This window comes from Novosphingobium album (ex Hu et al. 2023) (assembly GCF_022832385.1).
GTDB classification, from domain to species: Bacteria; Pseudomonadota; Alphaproteobacteria; order Sphingomonadales; family Sphingomonadaceae; genus Novosphingobium; species Novosphingobium album.
In genome coordinates this window covers 109,930-127,063 of sequence record NZ_JALHLE010000013.1, presented here as the reverse complement: position 1 = coordinate 127,063, position 17,134 = coordinate 109,930, and the positions used below count along the sequence as shown (strand labels likewise).

Genomic DNA, 17,134 nt, shown 5'->3' with positions numbered 1-17,134 from the left:
TCAGTTCTCGCCTTCGTGCAGCCAGTGCTCGGTTTTGGGCGGGACGAAGTTGATGATGCGATCGAGCAGGACTCCGGGATCGCGCTCGATCAGCAGCATCGCGCGGTGGCGTTCCTGCAGGAAGCCTTCGGCGACGATCTTGTCGACGAACTGGATGAGCCCGTCGTAGAAGTCGCCTACATTGAGCAGCCCGACCGGCTTGGCGTGGTAGCCGAGCTGCGACCAGCACCAGGCCTCGAACATCTCCTCGAACGTGCCGATGCCGCCGGGCAGGGTGACGAACCCGTCCGACAGCTTGGCCATCAGCGCCTTGCGATCATGCATCGATTTAACGACGTGAAGCTCGGTGATGCCGTGGTGGTCCTTTTCGCGGGCGCGCAGGGCTTCGGGGATGACGCCGATCACTTCGCCGCCCGCCGCGCAGGCGGCATCGGCGATCACGCCCATCAGCCCGACTTCGCCGCCGCCGTAGACAAGGCCGATGCCGCGCTTGGCCAGCAGTGTTCCGAACTGCTCGGCGGCTTCACGATAGAGCGGGTTCCGGCCCGGTGAAGAGCCGAGATAGACGCAGATGCGCATGTTGGGGGGCTTCTTTCGTTGGGATGTCAGGAAAGGCGTTCGGGGACCGATAGCGCCTCTTCGACGATGCTGTCCTTGGTGCCGACGGCTTCCCATGGGAAGACGAACCAGCGCTTGTCATCCGCGCGGTCGATCATGTCGGCCCAGAAATCGACAGTGGCGCTGGAGCTCTGGTTGTTGATGACGACGGCAAAGCGCATGTTGGCGGGGTCGCCGCCCGCTTCCGCGTATTTGCCGCGAAGGTACTGGATCGTGCCGCCGCTGTCGTTGATGTCGTCAACGAAGAGCATGCGCTTGCCCTGGGCGCTCATCGCTGCGACCTTGACCAGCAGCTCGTCGGCAAAGCCGGGCACTTTCGAGGAATGGTCGATCGAAAGCATCGGCAGCTCGAGCTGGTGGGAGATATAGACACCCGGCGCGAGGCCGCCACGGCCTACGCCGATCACGAAGTCGGGCATCCAGCTGCCCTCGCGCACCTTGCGGGACAGCACGCGCACCTTGGCCAGGAAATCCTCGTAATATTCGAGGTAGTGAAGTTCGGGCTCGGCGGTCGGGTTCATAACTCGCGAATCCTGTGCGCTGAATGTTGGGAGAACCGCATATGCTATTGGGTTCCCGCAACGCGTGCAATTGCAGTAGCGCGATTCAGGCGCTGTTTTCCTCGTTTCGCTTCATCGAGCCGGTATAGCTGAGCTGGGCGAACCCGTTCTCGATTTCGCTCAGTACAAGCCCGGCGGCATAAGAAGGCGTGCGCGCCGAGTTGGTGCACAGGGCCAGCGTCATCGGGCGCAGCAGTGCATCCGATATGCGGGTGAAGGACAGCAGTCCCGCCTGCACTTCGGTGATGACGTCAAGCGAAGTGAGGATGCCGATGCCGCTTCCTTCGAGCACCAGCGAGGTGATCATCTGGATATTGTCTGAACTGGCCTTGCGCTCCAGTTCCATGCCGCTGGTGCCTTCGAGTACGGCAATCTGCTGGCACACCGCCAGCGGTTCGGCCGGGACGATCAGCGGCGATCCGGTGCAGGCCGAGAATCGTGCCTCATCCAGTTCGGAAAGGGGGTGGCCGGGGAGCGTCACGAAACCGAGCACCACTTCCACGAAGGCCCGCACGGACAGGTCGCGGTAGGATTGCGGCTCGAATAGGATCCCGAAGTCCACTTCGCCGCTGGTGACGGCCTTGCGCACTTCGTCGTTGCCCAGAACCTTCACGCCCACGGTAATGCCGGGGAAGCGGCTCTGAATGGAGCAGATCGCCGCGGGAATGTGGCCCTTGGCCAGCGCATCGATGATGGCCATTTCGACGTGACCCCGCTTCAGGCCGCGCAAATCCTCTATCTGCGCGCGCACGTCGATCATGTTCTTGTTCCAGCGGTTGCCTGCCGCCATCATGATCTCGCCAGCCGCCGTGAGTCTCAGCCCGCTGGGCAGCCGCTCGAACAGCGGCGTGCCGATTTCCGCTTCGACATTGAGAATCTGGCGGGCGATCGCCGAGGCCGAGACATTGAGTTCGTCAGCCGCCTTGCGGATCGAGCCGAGGCGGCCGACCGCCATGAAGTAGCGAAGGAAACGCGAAAACGCGGGCATGGGGGTGTCTTTCTGACCTGCTCTAATTTTTGCAACGCACCGTGGGATTCATTGCGTTTGCTCGAACCAAGTCAAGTGCCTACGACCTGCAAGTACGCCGAAAGGTGCGTCAGGCCCGGCGTCCGTTGTTCCGAATCCTCCCCGGACACGGACGCTGGCCTTTTGACGCACGTTTGGTGCGGGGCGCCATTCTATTCGAGCCGGCTGGCCGGACTGATGGTGCGCTCCATCTCGGGGTCTGGGGAATGTTGACGAGTCGAAACGAGCGCCCTGCGGGGCCACGTCTGCGCGCGCTGGCCTGGTTGGCCGGTGCCGCGCTGTCGCTTGTCCCGGCAGCTGTCAGTGCCGACGCCGCGAGCGAAGCGGCCGCTTCAGCGATGCTCGATCAGGTCTCCGGCAATGCCGCGCGGCTGCGCATGTTCCTGCAGGCGATGCCCAAGGGCGGCGATCTGCACAATCACCTGGGTGGCAGCGTCTATGCCGAGGACTTCCTTGATGTGGCTGCACAGAAAGGTATGTGCGCTGATGCCGGTATTACCCGCATCGTGCCTGGTCCTTGCAGCGATGAGCTCCAGATCGCGAAAATGGCGTCGGAGCGGCCGTTCGTTTTTGCCCAGCTCGTTGATGCGCTCTCCACGCGCGGATACCAGCGCGGCGTGGGGGCTGATGAGGTTTCCGGGCACACCCAGTTCTTTCGCAGCTTTGACCGGTTTGGTGCCGCTTCGACGGGAGAGAATGGGCGCTGGCTGGCGCTTGCCCGCCAGAGCGCGGCGCGAAACGGGGTCAGCTATCTGGAACTGATGCTCGATCCGCCCGGCATGGCAGCGTTCGTCCGCGCTGCCGGGACGGGGCCGGCCGATGAAGCCGGGATCGCGGCGCTCTATGCAAAGGATAGCGCCGAACTTGCGCCTTTGCTCGACGGCTTTGTCAAAGACTTCGACCAGATCGAGAGCGAGGCAAACGCACAGCTTTCCTGCGGCACCGCGGCTGCTGACCCGGCCTGTGATGTCGCCGTGCACTACCTGACATACGCCATGCGCGGATTTCCGCCCCGCATGGCGTGGCGCACGCTGCTTGTCAGTTTTGCGATGGCGCATCGCGACCCGCGCGTGGTGGGCGTCAACATTGTCATGCCCGAGGACGATCCGGTCGCGCTGCGCGATTACGGCCTTCACATGGCGATGTTCCGGTTTCTCGAGGCCAGGTATCCGGATGTGAGCGTGACGATGCATGCCGGAGAACTGGCGCTGGGGCTGGTGCCTCCCGCCGATCTGGCAGATCACATTGCGCGCGCCGTTGCCTCCGGTGCGCGCCGTATCGGCCATGGCACGGACATCGCCTATGAGGACAAGGCCCCCGAGACGCTGGCCCGCATGGCGCGCGAAGGCATCGCCGTGGAAGTCAATCTCACCAGCAACGCCGTAATTCTCGGCGTGAAGGGCGGGGAACACCCGATCGCGCTCTACCGCAGTATGGGTGTGCCGGTGGCGCTGTCCACCGACGATGAAGGTGTGCTGCGCTCGGACATGACCAACGAATACCGCCGTGCCGTCACCGATCAGGGGCTGGGCTACGCGGATCTTAAGAGCCTGGCGCGCGCCAGCCTGGAATATGCCTTTCTGCCGGGGGCCAGCCTGTGGCGTGACCGCAAACTGGGCACGGCCGTGGCCGATTGCGCCGCTTCGTTTGAGAGCAAGCACTGCAAGCCGTTTCTTGCCGCAAATGAAAAGGCGCGCCTCCAGGCTGATCTGGAAACGCGTTTCGACCGGTTCGAGCACGCGCTCGGCCGCTTCAACTATCCACAAGGTTCCTAGGAGGTCGCCAGCTTAACGTCTTCGACAACCAGACAGATCATGCAATGATGCACTGCAACAAGAATAGTGCTCATGCGGGAGAGGTGGGTCACAATCCAATGAGGGGCGCAGAGAACAGAAAAATTCCGTTCCCGCCAAAACAGGGGTGAAAACACGATGACCAAGAACAAGTCCGTTGATGCGCATATGAGCTTTGCGCCGCAACAATACCGTCTCCGCAAGCCGTTGCTCGCGGTCGCCACCAGCCTTTTCTGCTGCACTGCACTGACGTCGCCGGCTTTCGCCGACGATGCCGCTGAAGAGCCCGCCAGCGGCGAGATCGTCGTGACCGGATCGCTTGACGCTCTGCCGGTATCTGACGTTGGCTCGGTATTCGGATTCGAGAAGACGATTACCGAAACGCCGCGTTCGGCTTCGACCATCAGCTCGGAGCAGATGGAACGCTTCGGCATCACCGACATCTATGATCTCGTTGCGCAGTCGCCGGGTGCGTTCACCAACTCGTTCTTCGGAGTCGGCGGCGCGCTCGATATCCGTGGTACTCCGGGTGAGACCTACTTCCGTGGCATGCGCCGCCTCGACAACCCGGGCAACTACCCGACGCCGATCGCCGCGTCCGACCGTATCGACATCGTGCGCGGCCCGGCCTCGCCGATCTACGGCCCGTCGAAGACTGGCGGTTACATGAACTTCGTGCCGAAGACCGCGCGCGTGAAGGGCGGTTCCTATCTGGCGGAGCCCGAAGGTCAGGTCTCCTTTACCGGCGGCAGCTGGGAAAAGGCGAACCTCTCGGCTGAAATCCGCGGCCCGGGCAAGCTGGGTTCGCAGGAATTCGGTTACAGCCTCTATGCCGAGGTGGAGGATTCCGGCAGCTACTACCATAACATGTCGACCAAGCAGACCGTCCTGCAGGCAGCGTTCGACACCGATCTGGCGCCAGATCTGCGGCTGGAATTCGGCGGCATGTACCAGAACTACAAGGGCCAGCAGAACGGCGGCTGGAACCGCGTGACGCAGGATCTCGTCGATAACAGCACGTACATTACCGGCGCTGCGCAACCGCTGGATACCAATGGCGACGGGCAGATTTCGGCTGGTGAAGTCAACTCGCAGTACGGCAGTCTGTCTGTCTTCGGTGGATACGGTTGCGGTGCCTTCAGCCCGTTTGCGACGGCATTTACTGACGCGTGCTTTACCTCGACTTACCCTCAGCTTGCGCTCACCAACACTGGCACTGCCAAGCTCAGCCGCAAGGACACGCTTACGGGTAAGGACGACCGTCTCGATAACCGCTCGACGACGCTCTACGCCGACCTCATCTACAAGGGTGACGGGCCGTTCTCGATCAAGAACCAGATGTTCTACGACAGCTACGAGAACTACAACGAGAATGCCTATGGTTTCTCGCAGTTCCACGATTCGTGGGTGTTCGAGGACAAGATCGTCGCGCAGCTCGATATCGAGAACAGCGCAGGCAAGTTCTCGATCCAGGCCTCGCCGTCGATCCGCTACACCCATTTCGAGCACGGGGACGACTACACTTACGAATACTTCAACCGTGTTGACCTGACGGTGGGCTACAATGCCCTGTCCGATCGCCTGCTGGCGCTCGAATGCCCGTTCAGCGATCAGGCCGGTTACACCGCATCGGACTGCGGCTTCACCAACTACGTCAAGGGGCACTACACCGACCTGGCGATGGCCGGTCTCGTGGACCTCGACTTCAATTTCGGCCTCGATATCACGGCGGGTGCCCGTTACGACCGCGTGAAGGGTACGTCGCGTTACCTGACCCAGTACATGCTGGACGAAACCCAGCCGGATGTTCCTTCGGCAAGCGGCAGCGATGGCGGCTGGTCGTGGACGGCGAGCGCTTCGTACAAGCTGCCCTTCGGTCTGATCCCCTACGTGACACTGGCTCGCCAGACGACGCTGATCGCCGGGCAGGGTGCTGAACTCTATGCCGAGGACATCGACAGCGGCACGTTCATGTCCGCCTCGAAGCTGAAGGAAGCGGGTATCAAGGGCTCGTTCCTCGACAATCGCCTCTATGCGGCGCTGTCGGTCTATCAGCAGGAACGCACCGACTACAATCGCCAGTCGATCACGGTGAACCAGGCGGTCAAAACCAAGGGCATGGAGGCCGAAGTTCGCTGGTCGGTGGATGACCACCTGCTGCTTACCGGCGCTTACACCCGCACGAAGGTTTACAACCTGACAGCCATTACGAACGGGACGCTGTTCAGCTTCTTCGGTATCGAGGATATGGTCAACGTCTCCGATCCGACGCTGTACCTTGGTGGTCAGCCGATCGGTCTGGTGCCGATCGCGGACAAGAACGCCTCGCGCCGTGCCGGTATCCCGACCAACCTGTATTCGGCTACCGCGACTTACGCGTTCGACAATGGCATTGCCCTTTCGGGCAGCGTTGTTCACGTGCCATCGGTCTATTCCGGCCAGTCACAGGCCGTGAAGCTTCCGGCCTACACGCTGGTTGACCTTGGCGCCTCGTTCGAGACGGGCCCCTGGTTGTTCCGTCTGAACGTCAAGAACGCCACGAATGAGAAGTACTTCCGTGCGAACTTCACGGAAATCTTCGGTTCGACCATTGTCCTGCCCGAGAAGCCGCGCAGCTTCCAGGCGACGATCGCTTACAAGTTCTAAGCTCTCCCAACCGCAGGGGGCGCCGGGGAAACCCGGCGTCCCTTGTGTATTTGTGGCCATCTGCATTCATGGCCATGTGCATTCATGAGGTATCCGATGCGTTTCCTGAACCGCGCCGCAGTCATCGCCGGGGCCTGCCTTGCCCTGTGCCAGCAAAGCGGAGCGGCCTTTGCCGAAACGGCGCCCGTTCCGGACATTTCGGCCTGTGATCCCGGCGCACCCTGCGCGACGCCACTGCCGGTCAAGGTGGTGATCGTCTCGCTGTTCGAGATCGGCAAGGACGAAGGCGATACGGCAGGCGAATTCCAGCTGTGGAAGGAGCGCCGGGGGTTGACCATGCGCATTCCGTTCCCGCAAGGCTTCCACGATCTCTATTACAATCCCGATACGCAGGTTCTGGGAATGGTGACCGGTATCGGCACTGCCCGCTCGACGGCCGCCACGATGGCGCTGGGTCTCGATCCTCGTTTCGATGTCTCCAAGGCGTACTGGCTGGTGGCCGGCATTGCGGGGATCGATCCAGAAGATGCCTCGATAGGCTCTGTGGCCTGGGCGCGCTACGTGGTCGACGGTGATCTGGCGCATGAAATCGACGCGCGCGAAATACCGGCGGACTGGAAGTTCGGTTACTTCCCCCGCCAGACCAAGGGCCCGAACGACATGTCGGGCAAACCCAATCCCTCGGGCGGCGAGATGTTCCAGATCAACCCCACGCTCGAGAAGTGGGCCTACGACCTGACGAAAAACATCGAACTGCCCGATTCCGAGGGCATCGCCGCCGAGCGCGCGAAGTTCGTCGATTATCCGCCCGCGCAGGAGCCGCCCTTCGTGCTCGAAGGCGAACAGCTTTCGGCGCTGACGTTCTGGCACGGCAAGCTGATGACCGACTGGGCCAATTCCTGGGTCCGCTACTGGACGAGCGGCAAGGGCGACTTCGTTACGTCAGCGATGGAAGACACCGGCGTACTGACTTCGCTGACTTATCTCAGCAATATCGACCGCGCCGATCGTGACCGGGTGCTGGTGATGCGCGCGGGCTCCAACTACACGATGCCGCCGCCGGGCGTGGATGCAGCGACCTACCTGCTGCGCGAGAACGAAGGCTATGCCGGGCTCGAGGCGGCCGTGGAGAACCTCTACACCGTGGGCTCCGCCGTAGTCGACGAACTGCTCGATCACTGGGACAAGTACGAGGACTCCACGCCTTGATGAGCTGCCCGAAACTCCGGTGAGCGGCGTTCCTTTCTCGTCATTGCGAGCGGTCGCAGGCCGCGCGGCAATCCAGGGGCGGTTTAAGCCGCTCTGGATTGCCACGTCGGCTTCGCCTCCTCGCAATGACGACGGATGTTTGGAGCGGGTAGCAGACAGAGGGAGCGCATGAGCCTTACGCTCATCCATCACGCTGACATTCTCGTCACGATGGACGATGCCCGGCGCGAGATCGCCGACGGCGCAATGGCCTTTCGCAATGGCGTGATCGAGGCAGTGGGGACCAGCGCCGAACTGGCTCCGCTGGCGGATGAGGCGGATGAAGTGATCGAGGCGCGCGGCTGCGTGATCACACCGGGCCTCGTCAACACGCACCACCACCTGTTCCAGACCCTGACGCGGGCCTTGCCCGGCGCGATCAACGTCTCGCTGTTCGGCTGGCTCAAGCGGCTCTATCCGATCTGGGCGCAGTACCGGCCGGAGGATGTGTTTGCAGCCACGCAGCTGGGTCTGGCCGAACTGGCACTGTCCGGCTGCACGATGAGTTCGGACCACCACTACCTGTTCCCGGAAGGCGTGCGGCTGGACGATTCGATCCATGCCGCGCAGGAGATGGGCCTGCGCTTTCACGCCACGCGCGGTTCGATGAGTGTGGGCGAAAGCAAGGGCGGCCTCCCGCCCGACAGCGTGGTCGAGGAGGAAGAGGCGATCCTCGCCGATACGATCCGGCTGATCGATGCATTCCACGACCCTGCAGACGGCGCGATGCTGCGCGTGGCGGTTGCGCCGTGCTCGCCGTTCTCGGTCAGCACTGACCTGATGCGCCAGTCCGCGCTGCTTGCGCGTGACAAGGGCGTGATGATGCACACCCATCTGGCCGAGGATGCCGATGACGTGGCGTTTTCGCTCGAACGTTTCGGCTGCCGTCCCGGCCAGTATGCCGAGGATCTGGGCTGGACCGGGCCCGACGTGTGGCACGCCCACTGCGTTCAGCTCGATGCCGCCGAGATCGGGCTGTTCGCCCGCACGCGGACTGGCGTGGCGCATTGCCCCTGTTCGAATTGCCGCCTCGGCTCGGGCATTGCGCCGGTGCGCGCCATGCTGGATGCCGGCGTGCCGGTGGGGCTGGGCGTTGACGGTTCGGCTTCCAACGACAGCGGTCACCTGCTGAACGAGGCGCGCCAGTCGATGCTCTTGCAACGCGTCAATCTGGGCGCGGGCCGCTTTGACCCGCGCGAGGCGCTGTGGCTGGCGACACGCGGCGGCGCGCAAGTGCTGGGGCGCGAGGATTGCGGATCGCTCGAACCGGGCAAGCGTGCCGACTTCGCCGTCTGGGACATGAGCGATGTCGTCTCGGCCGGAGCGTGGGACAAGGTTGCGGGGCTGGTTCTGGCACCCCCACTCGCTGCGCGTGACGTCTTCGTCGAAGGCCGGGCGGTTGTCCGCAGCGGAGACCTTGTGACGGTGAAACGTGAAGAGGTGCTGGCCGCCGCGACACGTTCGCTCGACCGGCTGATGAGCCTTGCCTGAAGAAAGGTTGCGGATGACTGTCCTTGCTACCGAAATGCCTTTGACCGTTTCCGGCATGACGCCGGAGCAGGCACGCGATCCGAACTACTTTCCGGGCCTTGCCACGGCCATTCCGCTGGGCATCCAGCACGTGCTGGCCATGTTCGTCAGCAACATGACGCCTGCGATCATCGTCGCGGGTGCTGCCGGGTTCGGGTATGGATCGGGCGATACCTCCGAGATGATCTACATGATCCAGATGGCGATGCTCTTCGCCGGGATCGCGACGCTGTTGCAGACCATTGGCTTCGGCCCCGTCGGCGCGAGGTTGCCGCTGGTGCAGGGGACGAGCTTCGCCTTCATCCCGATCATGATCCCGATTGTCGCGGGCAAGGGCGTCGAAGCCATGGCGGCATTGACCACGGCGGCGCTGTTCGGCGGCCTGCTGCACGCGGGTCTGAGCTTCTTCGTCGGCAAGATCCGCTTCGCGCTGCCGCCGATGATCACCGGACTGGTGGTGCTGATGATCGGGCTCTCGCTGATGCGCATCGGCGTGCAGTATGCGGCAGGCGGTGTTCCGGCGGTGGGCACGCCGGCGTTCGGGGCGTGGCAGTCGTGGCTGCTCGCGGGCGTGGTGGTGGTGACCACGCTGGCGCTCAACTTCTTCGGACGGGGCATCTGGTCGACGGCGGCGGTGCTGTTGGGACTCATTGCAGGCTATCTGGCCGCGCTGGCAATGGGTCGCGTCGACTTCGCCCCGGTTGCCTCGGCGGGGCTTGTCATGCTGCCGATGCCGTTCCACTTCGGCTTTGCCTTGTCGGCGTCAGCCATCCTCGGTTTCTGTCTGACGGGCTTCGTCTCCTCGATCGAATCCATCGGCGATGTCGATGCGATCTGCGAAGGCAACGCCGGACGCCCTGCCACTGATCACGAACTGCAAGGCGCCGTCTGTGCCGACGGGGTCGGGACCGCATTGGCAGCCGTGTTCGGTGCCATGCCCAACACCACGTTCAGCCAGAACGTCGGCCTGATCGCGATTACAGGTGTAATGAGCCGCCACGTTGTGACGCTAGGGGCGCTGTTCCTGATCGCTTGCGGACTGCTGCCCAAGGTCGGCGCGGTGATCACCACCATTCCCATCGAGGTTCTGGGCGGCGGCGTGATTGTGATGTTCGGCATGGTCGCCTCGGCGGCGACATCGATGCTGGCGGGCGTCCAGTGGACCCAGCGCAACATGCTGATCTTCGGCGTCTCGCTGTCGCTGGCGCTGGGCCTTCAGCTGGAGCCGGAGGCGCTGCAGCACTTGCCCGAGACCTTGCGTATCCTGCTCGGCTCAGGCGTGCTGCCTGCGGCGGTGACAGCCGTTGCGCTCAATTTGCTGGTGCCGGGACGGACTGACGTGCGTCCGGCTGCTGCAATGGCGGCCTAGAACCGGAAGCCGGTCGAGGCTGCCCAGGCAATCACCACGCCCAGGGCAATGCCGGTGAGTGCCAGGACTGGAGACCAGCGCAGCTCCTGCGGCGCCTCATCCGCGCCGAGCTTGCGCTTCCCGGTAATCATGGCGGGCACGAGGCGCTGGCGCTTCCAGGTAGCGTAGAAGCCGATGGCGACGATGTGCAGGACCACCAGCGCTAGGATCACGTTGAACACGGTTTCGTGAAATTCGGCGAAGGCGCGGCCCTGATCGAATGTGATGTAGTCCGACAGCGGCCCGCCATCCCAGCCATCGACGTCGATGGCAAAGAGCCCGGCCACGACCATCACCAGCAGTGCACCGAGCATCGCGATCACGCTCCAGCCGCCAAGCGGGTTGTGCCCGTCGGCGGCGTGGGCCTGTTTGCTACCGAGTGTCTTGGCATAGGCCGAGACAGCGCCCGGACCCTTTACGAACTGGCAGAAACGCGCCGTGCGCGGGCCAGTAAAGCCCCAGAACAGGCGGAACACGAGCAGCGCGAGGATCGCGTAGCCGGAGTAGCGGTGCCACTCCATGTCGTGCTGTTCGCCCGTCCACCACGAGAATCCCACGAAACCCGCGAGCAGCCAGTGGAACAGGCGGATCGCGGGATCCCAGATGCGGGCCGTGGCGGGGGCTTCACTCATGGCTTTGCGTCCGTTCAGTCGTCAGCGCGGAACTGCTTGTGGCAACCGCCGCAGCTGCCGCCCACGGCCTTGAACTGTGCCTGCATCGCAGCGGCATTGCCCGAGTTGGCTGCTGCCACCAGCTTGTCGGCTTCGGTTATGAGCTTGTTCATGTCGCCGTCGAATGTGGTGCGATCGGTCCAGATGACGGGCAGCGCATCGGTCTTCACGCCCGATGAGGGGCCGGTGCCGGCCGGGAACAGCTTGGTCTGAACGCGGGCGGTGGCAGCGATCGTCTTGGCTGCGTCGAGGACCTTCGCCTTGTCCGGAGTGCCGGAGAGCTGTTCCTTCAAGGCCTTCATCGCCCCGCCCATCTTCTTGAAGTTGGCCTGGCGCGTGGAAATCGTGGTGCTGGCCGAAGGCGCGGCGATGGCAATGGTAGCGCCGCCCGCCATTGCTGCGGCGGCGAGGCCAAGAGCGGTAAGGGCAGTGATTCTGGATCGGATCATGGTGTCTTCCTGAATGAAGGGGGCAGGGTGTTGCAGGTGCTAACACAACCTAAGGCCTGGCTGCAAAAACATGATGATAGACGTCGCGCACTGTCGTCAGCCCGCTTTCGGCAGTCTGAACGGCAGTCTTGCCGTAGGAATTGGGAAGATCGGTGCGGGCGCCATGTTCCGCGAGAATGCGCATCATCGCTTCCAGTTCCGGATGCCAGCCTCCGTTGAGGACCACGTGCAGAGGCGTCATGCCGTTGCTGTCTGCAACATTCACCTTCGGTGCGAGGCTGAGTGCATAGGCAAGTGTTGCGGGACTCTGCCCGTGCGCGGCGGCGAGCACGACATTGGTGCCGTTCTCTGCGACGAAGGCCGGATCGGCCCCCGCCGCAACGAGCAGCTTCATCACGTCCATCTGGCCGTTCTGTGCGGCGATGAGCAGTGGCGGCGTGGGCGGAACGGGCGGCGGCGGCATGCCGAAGTTGGCTTCGGTCACCCACTTGATGCGCGAGGGGCCGGTCAGTCCGTTTGGATCGGCGCCTTTCGCCAGCAGCAGCCTGACAAGGGCGCTATCACCTCCGGCGGCAGCGACATGGAGTAACTGTTCGCCGTTGCGGTCATGCGCGGCAAGGTCGACGCCGCGTTCCACCAGCAAAGCGGCAGCGCCCCAGTTCTTCTGGTACATCGCCAATTGCGCCGCGCTGGTGTTTTCCGGCCCACGCCACGAGGCATCCGCGCCGGCATCGAGCAGCAGTTTCGTCGCCTCTGGAACACCACTCTTGATCGCGAAGGCCAGCGGCGTGAACTGCCCGGGGGTCACCCGGTTGACCTGTGCCCCTGCTTTCAACAGCGCAGCCATGGCGCCCAGGTTGCCCGATGAGGCAGCCCACATCAGCGGTGTCTGGCCCCGCGCGTCGATACTTTCCGCCGCGGCGCCCATCGCCAGCATCCGTGTTACGGTGCCCGTCGGGGCGAAGCGGGCGCAGATCGCCAGCGGGCTTGTTCCGTCGCGGCCGGTCTTGCGGACATTGGCGCGGGCATCGAGCAGGGCATCGACGATGGCACCATTGCCGCGTTCGCAGGCAAGGCCGAGCGGTGTCAGGCCCCCGGTATCGGCCGTGTTGGGCTTCGCGCCGTGGTGGAGCAGCGTGCTGACGAGTGCCGTGTCCTGTGTCTCGATTGCACGGGCGAGCGGGCTTTCGCCGAAGGCTAGCGTGGCGTTGGCACTGGCTCCGGCTTCAAGGGCCGCAGCCGTGCGTGCAGTATCGCCGGCCCTGACGGCGAGAGCGAGTGCTTCGGTATCCCCGTCAGGCCGCGCCTGCGCCGGAGCAACCACAGCCAGTGTGATGGCAATGGTGAAACCGATGGCGGCGAGGTTACGCACTGATCAGTTCCTTGAGCGGCCCGGTACTGTCTCCGAAGGCGGTGGCCGGAACGTCGAGCAGGTTGAGCCCGGCCAGCATCAGGTTCGACATGCTGGTGCCATGCTGCACCTTCACGTGGCGCCCGCCCTTCACCAGCCCGCCGGACACGACGATGGGCAAGTCCATGTAGTCGTGCTCGTTGGAATCGCCGAAGGCCGATCCGCGGATAACCAGCGTGCGGTCGAACAAGCTGCCTTCGCCGTCTTTCGTCTCCTTCATCCGCTGCAGGGCATAGGCGAAGAAGGTCATGTGATAGTGATTGATTTTGGCAAGCTGTGCCATCTTTTCGGGATTTTTCCCGTGGTGGCTCAGCATGTGGTGCGAATCCGGCACGCCAATTTCGGGATAGGTGCGGTTGGACAGTTCGCGCCCGATCATGAAGGTGCCGACCCGCGTCATGTCTGCCTGCATGGCGAGGATCTGCAGGTCGATCATCAGTTTTACATGCTCGGCGAAATCGTCGGGAATGCCCGCGGGTTGCATCATCGACGCGGCCTGCGCGGGCGGCGGGGAGCTTTCTGCGCGCTGGATGCGCTTTTCGATGGCGCGGGTGGCGTCGAGGTATTCGTCGAGCTTGTGCCGGTCTTCCATGCCCAGCTTGCCGGAGAGGCGCGCGGTGTCCTCCATCACGAAGTCGAGGATCGAGGCCTGCTTGCGCAGCCGGGCGAGGCGGCTCTTCTCGTCGAGCGCCTCGCCATCCCCGAACAGCCGCTCGAAAACGGCGCGGGGGTTGGCCTCGACCGGCAGCGGCACTGTGGGTGTCAGCCAGGAGATGCCGTTGGTATAGGCGCAGGAGTAGTTGATGTCGCAGCTGCCCGCCATGCTCGGCAGGTCGATGCTCAGTTCCATCGAGGGGATCTGGGTGGCATCGCCCAGATGCGCGGCGAAGACCTGATCCATCGACGTGCCCGCGCGGATGTCCGCGCCCTCGGTCTGGCGGGCATGCGAACCGGTGAGGAAGGCCGGGCAGGAGCGGCCGTGCCCGGCGGGCGCATCGCCCATCGCCGCCGCCTGCGGGTGGCCGAGGCCAGTCACGACGGCGATCGTGTCCTTGTGCGGTGTGAGCGGCTCCAGCGTGGACGGCAGCGTGAAGTCCGCGCCTTCGCCCGTAGGCCGGTATTCGGGCATGGTCATGCCATTGGGCGAATAGAAAACCTGCAGCCGCTTGGGCCGCTGACCGATGTCCGCAGCCTTGGCGCTGGGCATCATCGCTTCGAGGAAGGGCAGGGCCATGGCCGTGGCACTGCCGCGCAGCACGGTGCGGCGGGAGAGGGGCTTGCGGGTGATCCTCATTTCATCGGGCTCCCGTAGGCGGCTTTGAAGGGTTCGGGGGTCTTGCGCATGGTGAAGGCAGGGCTGGCGGCAATGCCCTTGATGATGGCGCGCACGCGATAGCTATCGGCGGCGGCATCGCTGGCGATCTCGCGCACTGCGGGCATGTCCTGCGCGCCGAGGCCGCGGGCGAGGGCGTAGATCATCAGCCGCTCGGTGAAGGCCTGTGCGAACTCGTCCTTGCGGTCCATCAGGATCTTCTGAAGGCCGCTGATCCCTGCGAATTTCGTGCCGTCGGGCAGCACCGCGCCGTTGTCGATGGGCTGGCCCGCATCGATGGTGCGCCAGCCGCCGACCGCGTTGAAGTTCTCCAGCGCGAAGCCCAGCGGGTCCATCTTCACATGGCAGGCAGCGCAGCTCGGGTTGGCGCGGTGAAGTTCGAGCTGCTCGCGCGCGCTCAACTGGCGGCCATCATGCTCGGTCTTGAGCGCGGGCACGTTGGCGGGCGGCGGAGGAGGGGGCGAGGCTAGGATATTGTCGAGGATCCACTTGCCGCGCCGCACCACCGAGGTGTGGTTGTTGTACGACGTCACGGTCAGGATGCTCGCCTGCCCCAGCAGCCCGCCACGATGCCACTCGGGCTTCAGCGCAACCTTGCGGAACGCCGTACCGGTCACGCCGGGGATGCCATAGTGCTCGGCAAGGCGCTGGTTGAGGAAGGTGTAGTTGGCCTCGATGAAGTCCGTCACCGGCCGGTTGTCATTGAGGATGCTCGCGAAGAACATCTCGGTTTCGGTCGCCATGGCCTGCTTGAGGCGCGTGTCGAATTTCGGGAAGACGTCGATGTCTGGTTTCTGCTGGTCGAGGTTGCGCAAGTAGAGCCACTGTCCGGCGAAGTTTCCGGTCAGTGCCTTCGCCCTGGGATCATCCAGCATACGGGTGATTTCGGCATCGAGCACGCCGGGCTTGCGGAGCTTGCCCTGCTCGGCGAGCGAGAGCAGGTGATCGTCGGGAATGCTGCTCCACAGGAACAGCGAAAGCCGCGTCGCCAGTTCCAGATCGGACACGGTGTGGACACTGCCGGGCAGGGCGCCCGCCGGGTCATGCTCGACGACGAACAGGAATTCGGGAGAGACGAGGATTGCTTCCAGCGCGGCTTCCACGCCGTGTTCGAAATCGGATGCCGTGCGTTCGCCTGCATAGATCTGCATCAGCGGGGCAATGTCGAATTCCCCAACCGGACGGCGCCAGGCGCGCCGGGCCAGTGTAGAAATGATCTTGTGCGCGCAGGCCTCTTCCTGCGAAGCCTTCTTCGGATGGCACAGGAACACTGCACGGCGGCTCGGCGTGTCTGGCACGCCCACGGCGTCGTAAGGCCCAGCCACATCCACCTGCAGCACGTCGCGTGGGAAGTTCTGCTGCGAGTAGCGCTGGTGCATCCGGTAGGACGGCACCTCCAGCGTGGAGACCCGCTGACCATCCACCCAGACGTCGAGCGGAAGCTTGGTGGGAGGATCGAGTGGCAGCGGCACCTTGTCGGTATCATTGTGCAGCGTCTGCACGGTCTCGTCCGGCCAGTACTGGCGGCGGAACGAGAGGCCCACGAGGTGTGCCCCCGCCTTGACCGGCACACGCACGCTGTAGCGGTCTTCGGTGAGGCGGTCGGTCTCGTTGTTGGTATTGGAATTCAGCCAGGCGGCGATTTCGTAAGTGCCGTCGTAGCGGGCGAAATATTCGAAAGCAGCGCCCCCGCGCGAGGCCAGCGGCAGATCCGCGCTCGCCCGTTCGTTGTAGGCGGGCACGCCCGAGTTCTTGACCGAGCCGTCTTTGGGGACCTGCCAGGTCGTCACGAATTCGCGGCGCGAGGTGAGGCCGGTCGCCAGCCGCCCGACCTTGCCTGCCACCGCAATGTAGCGCTCCATCAGCGTGGGCGAAACGGTCAGCACATCGGCGATGTTGTCGAAGCCGAAGCCGGAATTGTCCTGCGGCAGTTCGCGGCTGAAATCCACGTCGAGTGAGAGCAGGTCGCGCACCGCGTTGGCATATTCGTAGCGGTTGAGGCGGCGCAGCGTGGCCTTGCCCGGATCGGGATTGGCTGCGGCGAAACTCGCGCGCGACTGGCCGAGCCATTGCACGAAGGCCGCGCGCTTGGCCGGGTCAGGCTGCGGCTTCGAGTGAGGCGGCATTTCCCCGGCAGCGACGCGGCGCAGGATCTTTTCCCACTCTGCGGCATGCTTGCCGGTGCGCAGGTCGCTGGCCTTGAGGTCCTCGACCGAGAGATTGGCGACCATGTCGAAATCGTTGTGGCAGCGCGAGCAGTACTTTTCGAGCATCGGCTCGATCATTGCTGCCTGTGCTTCGGCCGCAGCCGGCATGGCATCCACAACAGCGTCTGGTTCGTGGTCCTGCGCGGCATAGACTGCAGCAGCCGTGATCAGCGCGCTTGCCGCAAGCACGCTGCTGCCAATAGGAAATCGCAGTCTCAGGCTCATGGAATAAT

Annotated in this window: 13 protein-coding genes; 5 read left to right on the top strand and 8 right to left on the bottom strand. The window is 63.8% G+C overall.

Going from position 1 to position 17,134, the window contains the following annotated elements; translation table 11 throughout:
• The 3 genes from MTR64_RS10615 to MTR64_RS10605 form a co-directional block, all read right to left on the bottom strand.
• Window positions 1-579: a TIGR00730 family Rossman fold protein gene (locus MTR64_RS10615; RefSeq protein ID WP_243993588.1), complete on the bottom strand. Its 579-nt coding sequence runs from the start codon at window positions 577-579 to the stop codon at window positions 1-3.
• Between the two features lie 26 nt (window positions 580-605).
• Entirely contained in the window at window positions 606-1,139 is a 534-nt protein-coding gene (locus MTR64_RS10610; RefSeq protein ID WP_243993586.1) for a phosphoribosyltransferase, read from the bottom strand.
• A gap of 85 nt (window positions 1,140-1,224) precedes the next feature.
• Window positions 1,225-2,166, bottom strand: a complete 942-nt coding sequence (locus tag MTR64_RS10605; protein WP_243993584.1) for a LysR family transcriptional regulator — start codon at window positions 2,164-2,166, stop codon at window positions 1,225-1,227.
• Between the two features lie 245 nt (window positions 2,167-2,411).
• Here MTR64_RS10605 and MTR64_RS10600 point away from each other — a divergent pair, with 245 nt between their 5' ends.
• The 5 genes from MTR64_RS10600 to MTR64_RS10580 all read left to right on the top strand — a co-directional run bounded on the left by MTR64_RS10600 (window position 2,412) and on the right by MTR64_RS10580 (window position 10,791).
• Complete coding sequence (locus MTR64_RS10600; protein ID WP_243993582.1) at window positions 2,412-3,980, top strand: adenosine deaminase family protein; 1,569 nt, start codon at window positions 2,412-2,414, stop codon at window positions 3,978-3,980.
• Between the two features lie 156 nt (window positions 3,981-4,136).
• A complete protein-coding gene (locus MTR64_RS10595; RefSeq protein ID WP_243993580.1) occupies window positions 4,137-6,644 on the top strand; it encodes a TonB-dependent siderophore receptor in 2,508 nt (835 codons plus the stop codon).
• Between the two features lie 96 nt (window positions 6,645-6,740).
• Entirely contained in the window at window positions 6,741-7,853 is a 1,113-nt protein-coding gene (locus MTR64_RS10590) for a purine nucleoside permease (RefSeq protein ID WP_243993578.1), read from the top strand.
• Between the two features lie 168 nt (window positions 7,854-8,021).
• Window positions 8,022-9,383, top strand: coding sequence for an 8-oxoguanine deaminase (locus tag MTR64_RS10585; protein ID WP_243993576.1), 1,362 nt, complete (start codon window positions 8,022-8,024; stop codon window positions 9,381-9,383).
• Window positions 9,384-9,396: 13 nt separating this feature from the next.
• The gene (locus tag MTR64_RS10580; protein ID WP_243993574.1) at window positions 9,397-10,791 is read left to right on the top strand and encodes a uracil-xanthine permease family protein; all 1,395 of its coding nucleotides are present in this window, start codon (window positions 9,397-9,399) and stop codon (window positions 10,789-10,791) included.
• On the opposite strand, the gene MTR64_RS10575 is transcribed toward MTR64_RS10580, so the two are convergent.
• Genes MTR64_RS10575 through MTR64_RS10555 form a run of 5 tightly spaced genes read right to left on the bottom strand, consistent with a single transcriptional unit; the run spans window position 10,788 to window position 17,126 of the window.
• Window positions 10,788-11,462, bottom strand: coding sequence for a cytochrome b/b6 domain-containing protein (locus MTR64_RS10575; protein WP_243993572.1), 675 nt, complete (start codon window positions 11,460-11,462; stop codon window positions 10,788-10,790). The genes MTR64_RS10580 and MTR64_RS10575 overlap by 4 nt on opposite strands.
• 14 nt (window positions 11,463-11,476) lie before the next feature.
• Entirely contained in the window at window positions 11,477-11,950 is a 474-nt protein-coding gene (locus MTR64_RS10570) for a c-type cytochrome (protein ID WP_243993570.1), read from the bottom strand.
• 49 nt (window positions 11,951-11,999) lie between these two features.
• Window positions 12,000-13,322 carry an ankyrin repeat domain-containing protein gene (locus MTR64_RS10565; RefSeq protein ID WP_327194266.1) on the bottom strand — a complete coding sequence of 441 codons (1,323 nt, stop codon included), beginning with the start codon at window positions 13,320-13,322 and terminating at the stop codon, window positions 12,000-12,002.
• Window positions 13,315-14,655 (bottom strand): DUF1552 domain-containing protein, encoded by a 1,341-nt coding sequence (locus MTR64_RS10560; RefSeq protein ID WP_243993568.1) that lies wholly within the window; start codon window positions 14,653-14,655, stop codon window positions 13,315-13,317. Before MTR64_RS10560 ends, MTR64_RS10565 begins: the two co-directional genes overlap by 8 nt.
• Complete coding sequence (locus tag MTR64_RS10555) at window positions 14,652-17,126, bottom strand: DUF1592 domain-containing protein (protein ID WP_243993566.1); 2,475 nt, start codon at window positions 17,124-17,126, stop codon at window positions 14,652-14,654. Before MTR64_RS10555 ends, MTR64_RS10560 begins: the two co-directional genes overlap by 4 nt.
• Window positions 17,127-17,134: the final 8 nt, after the last annotated feature.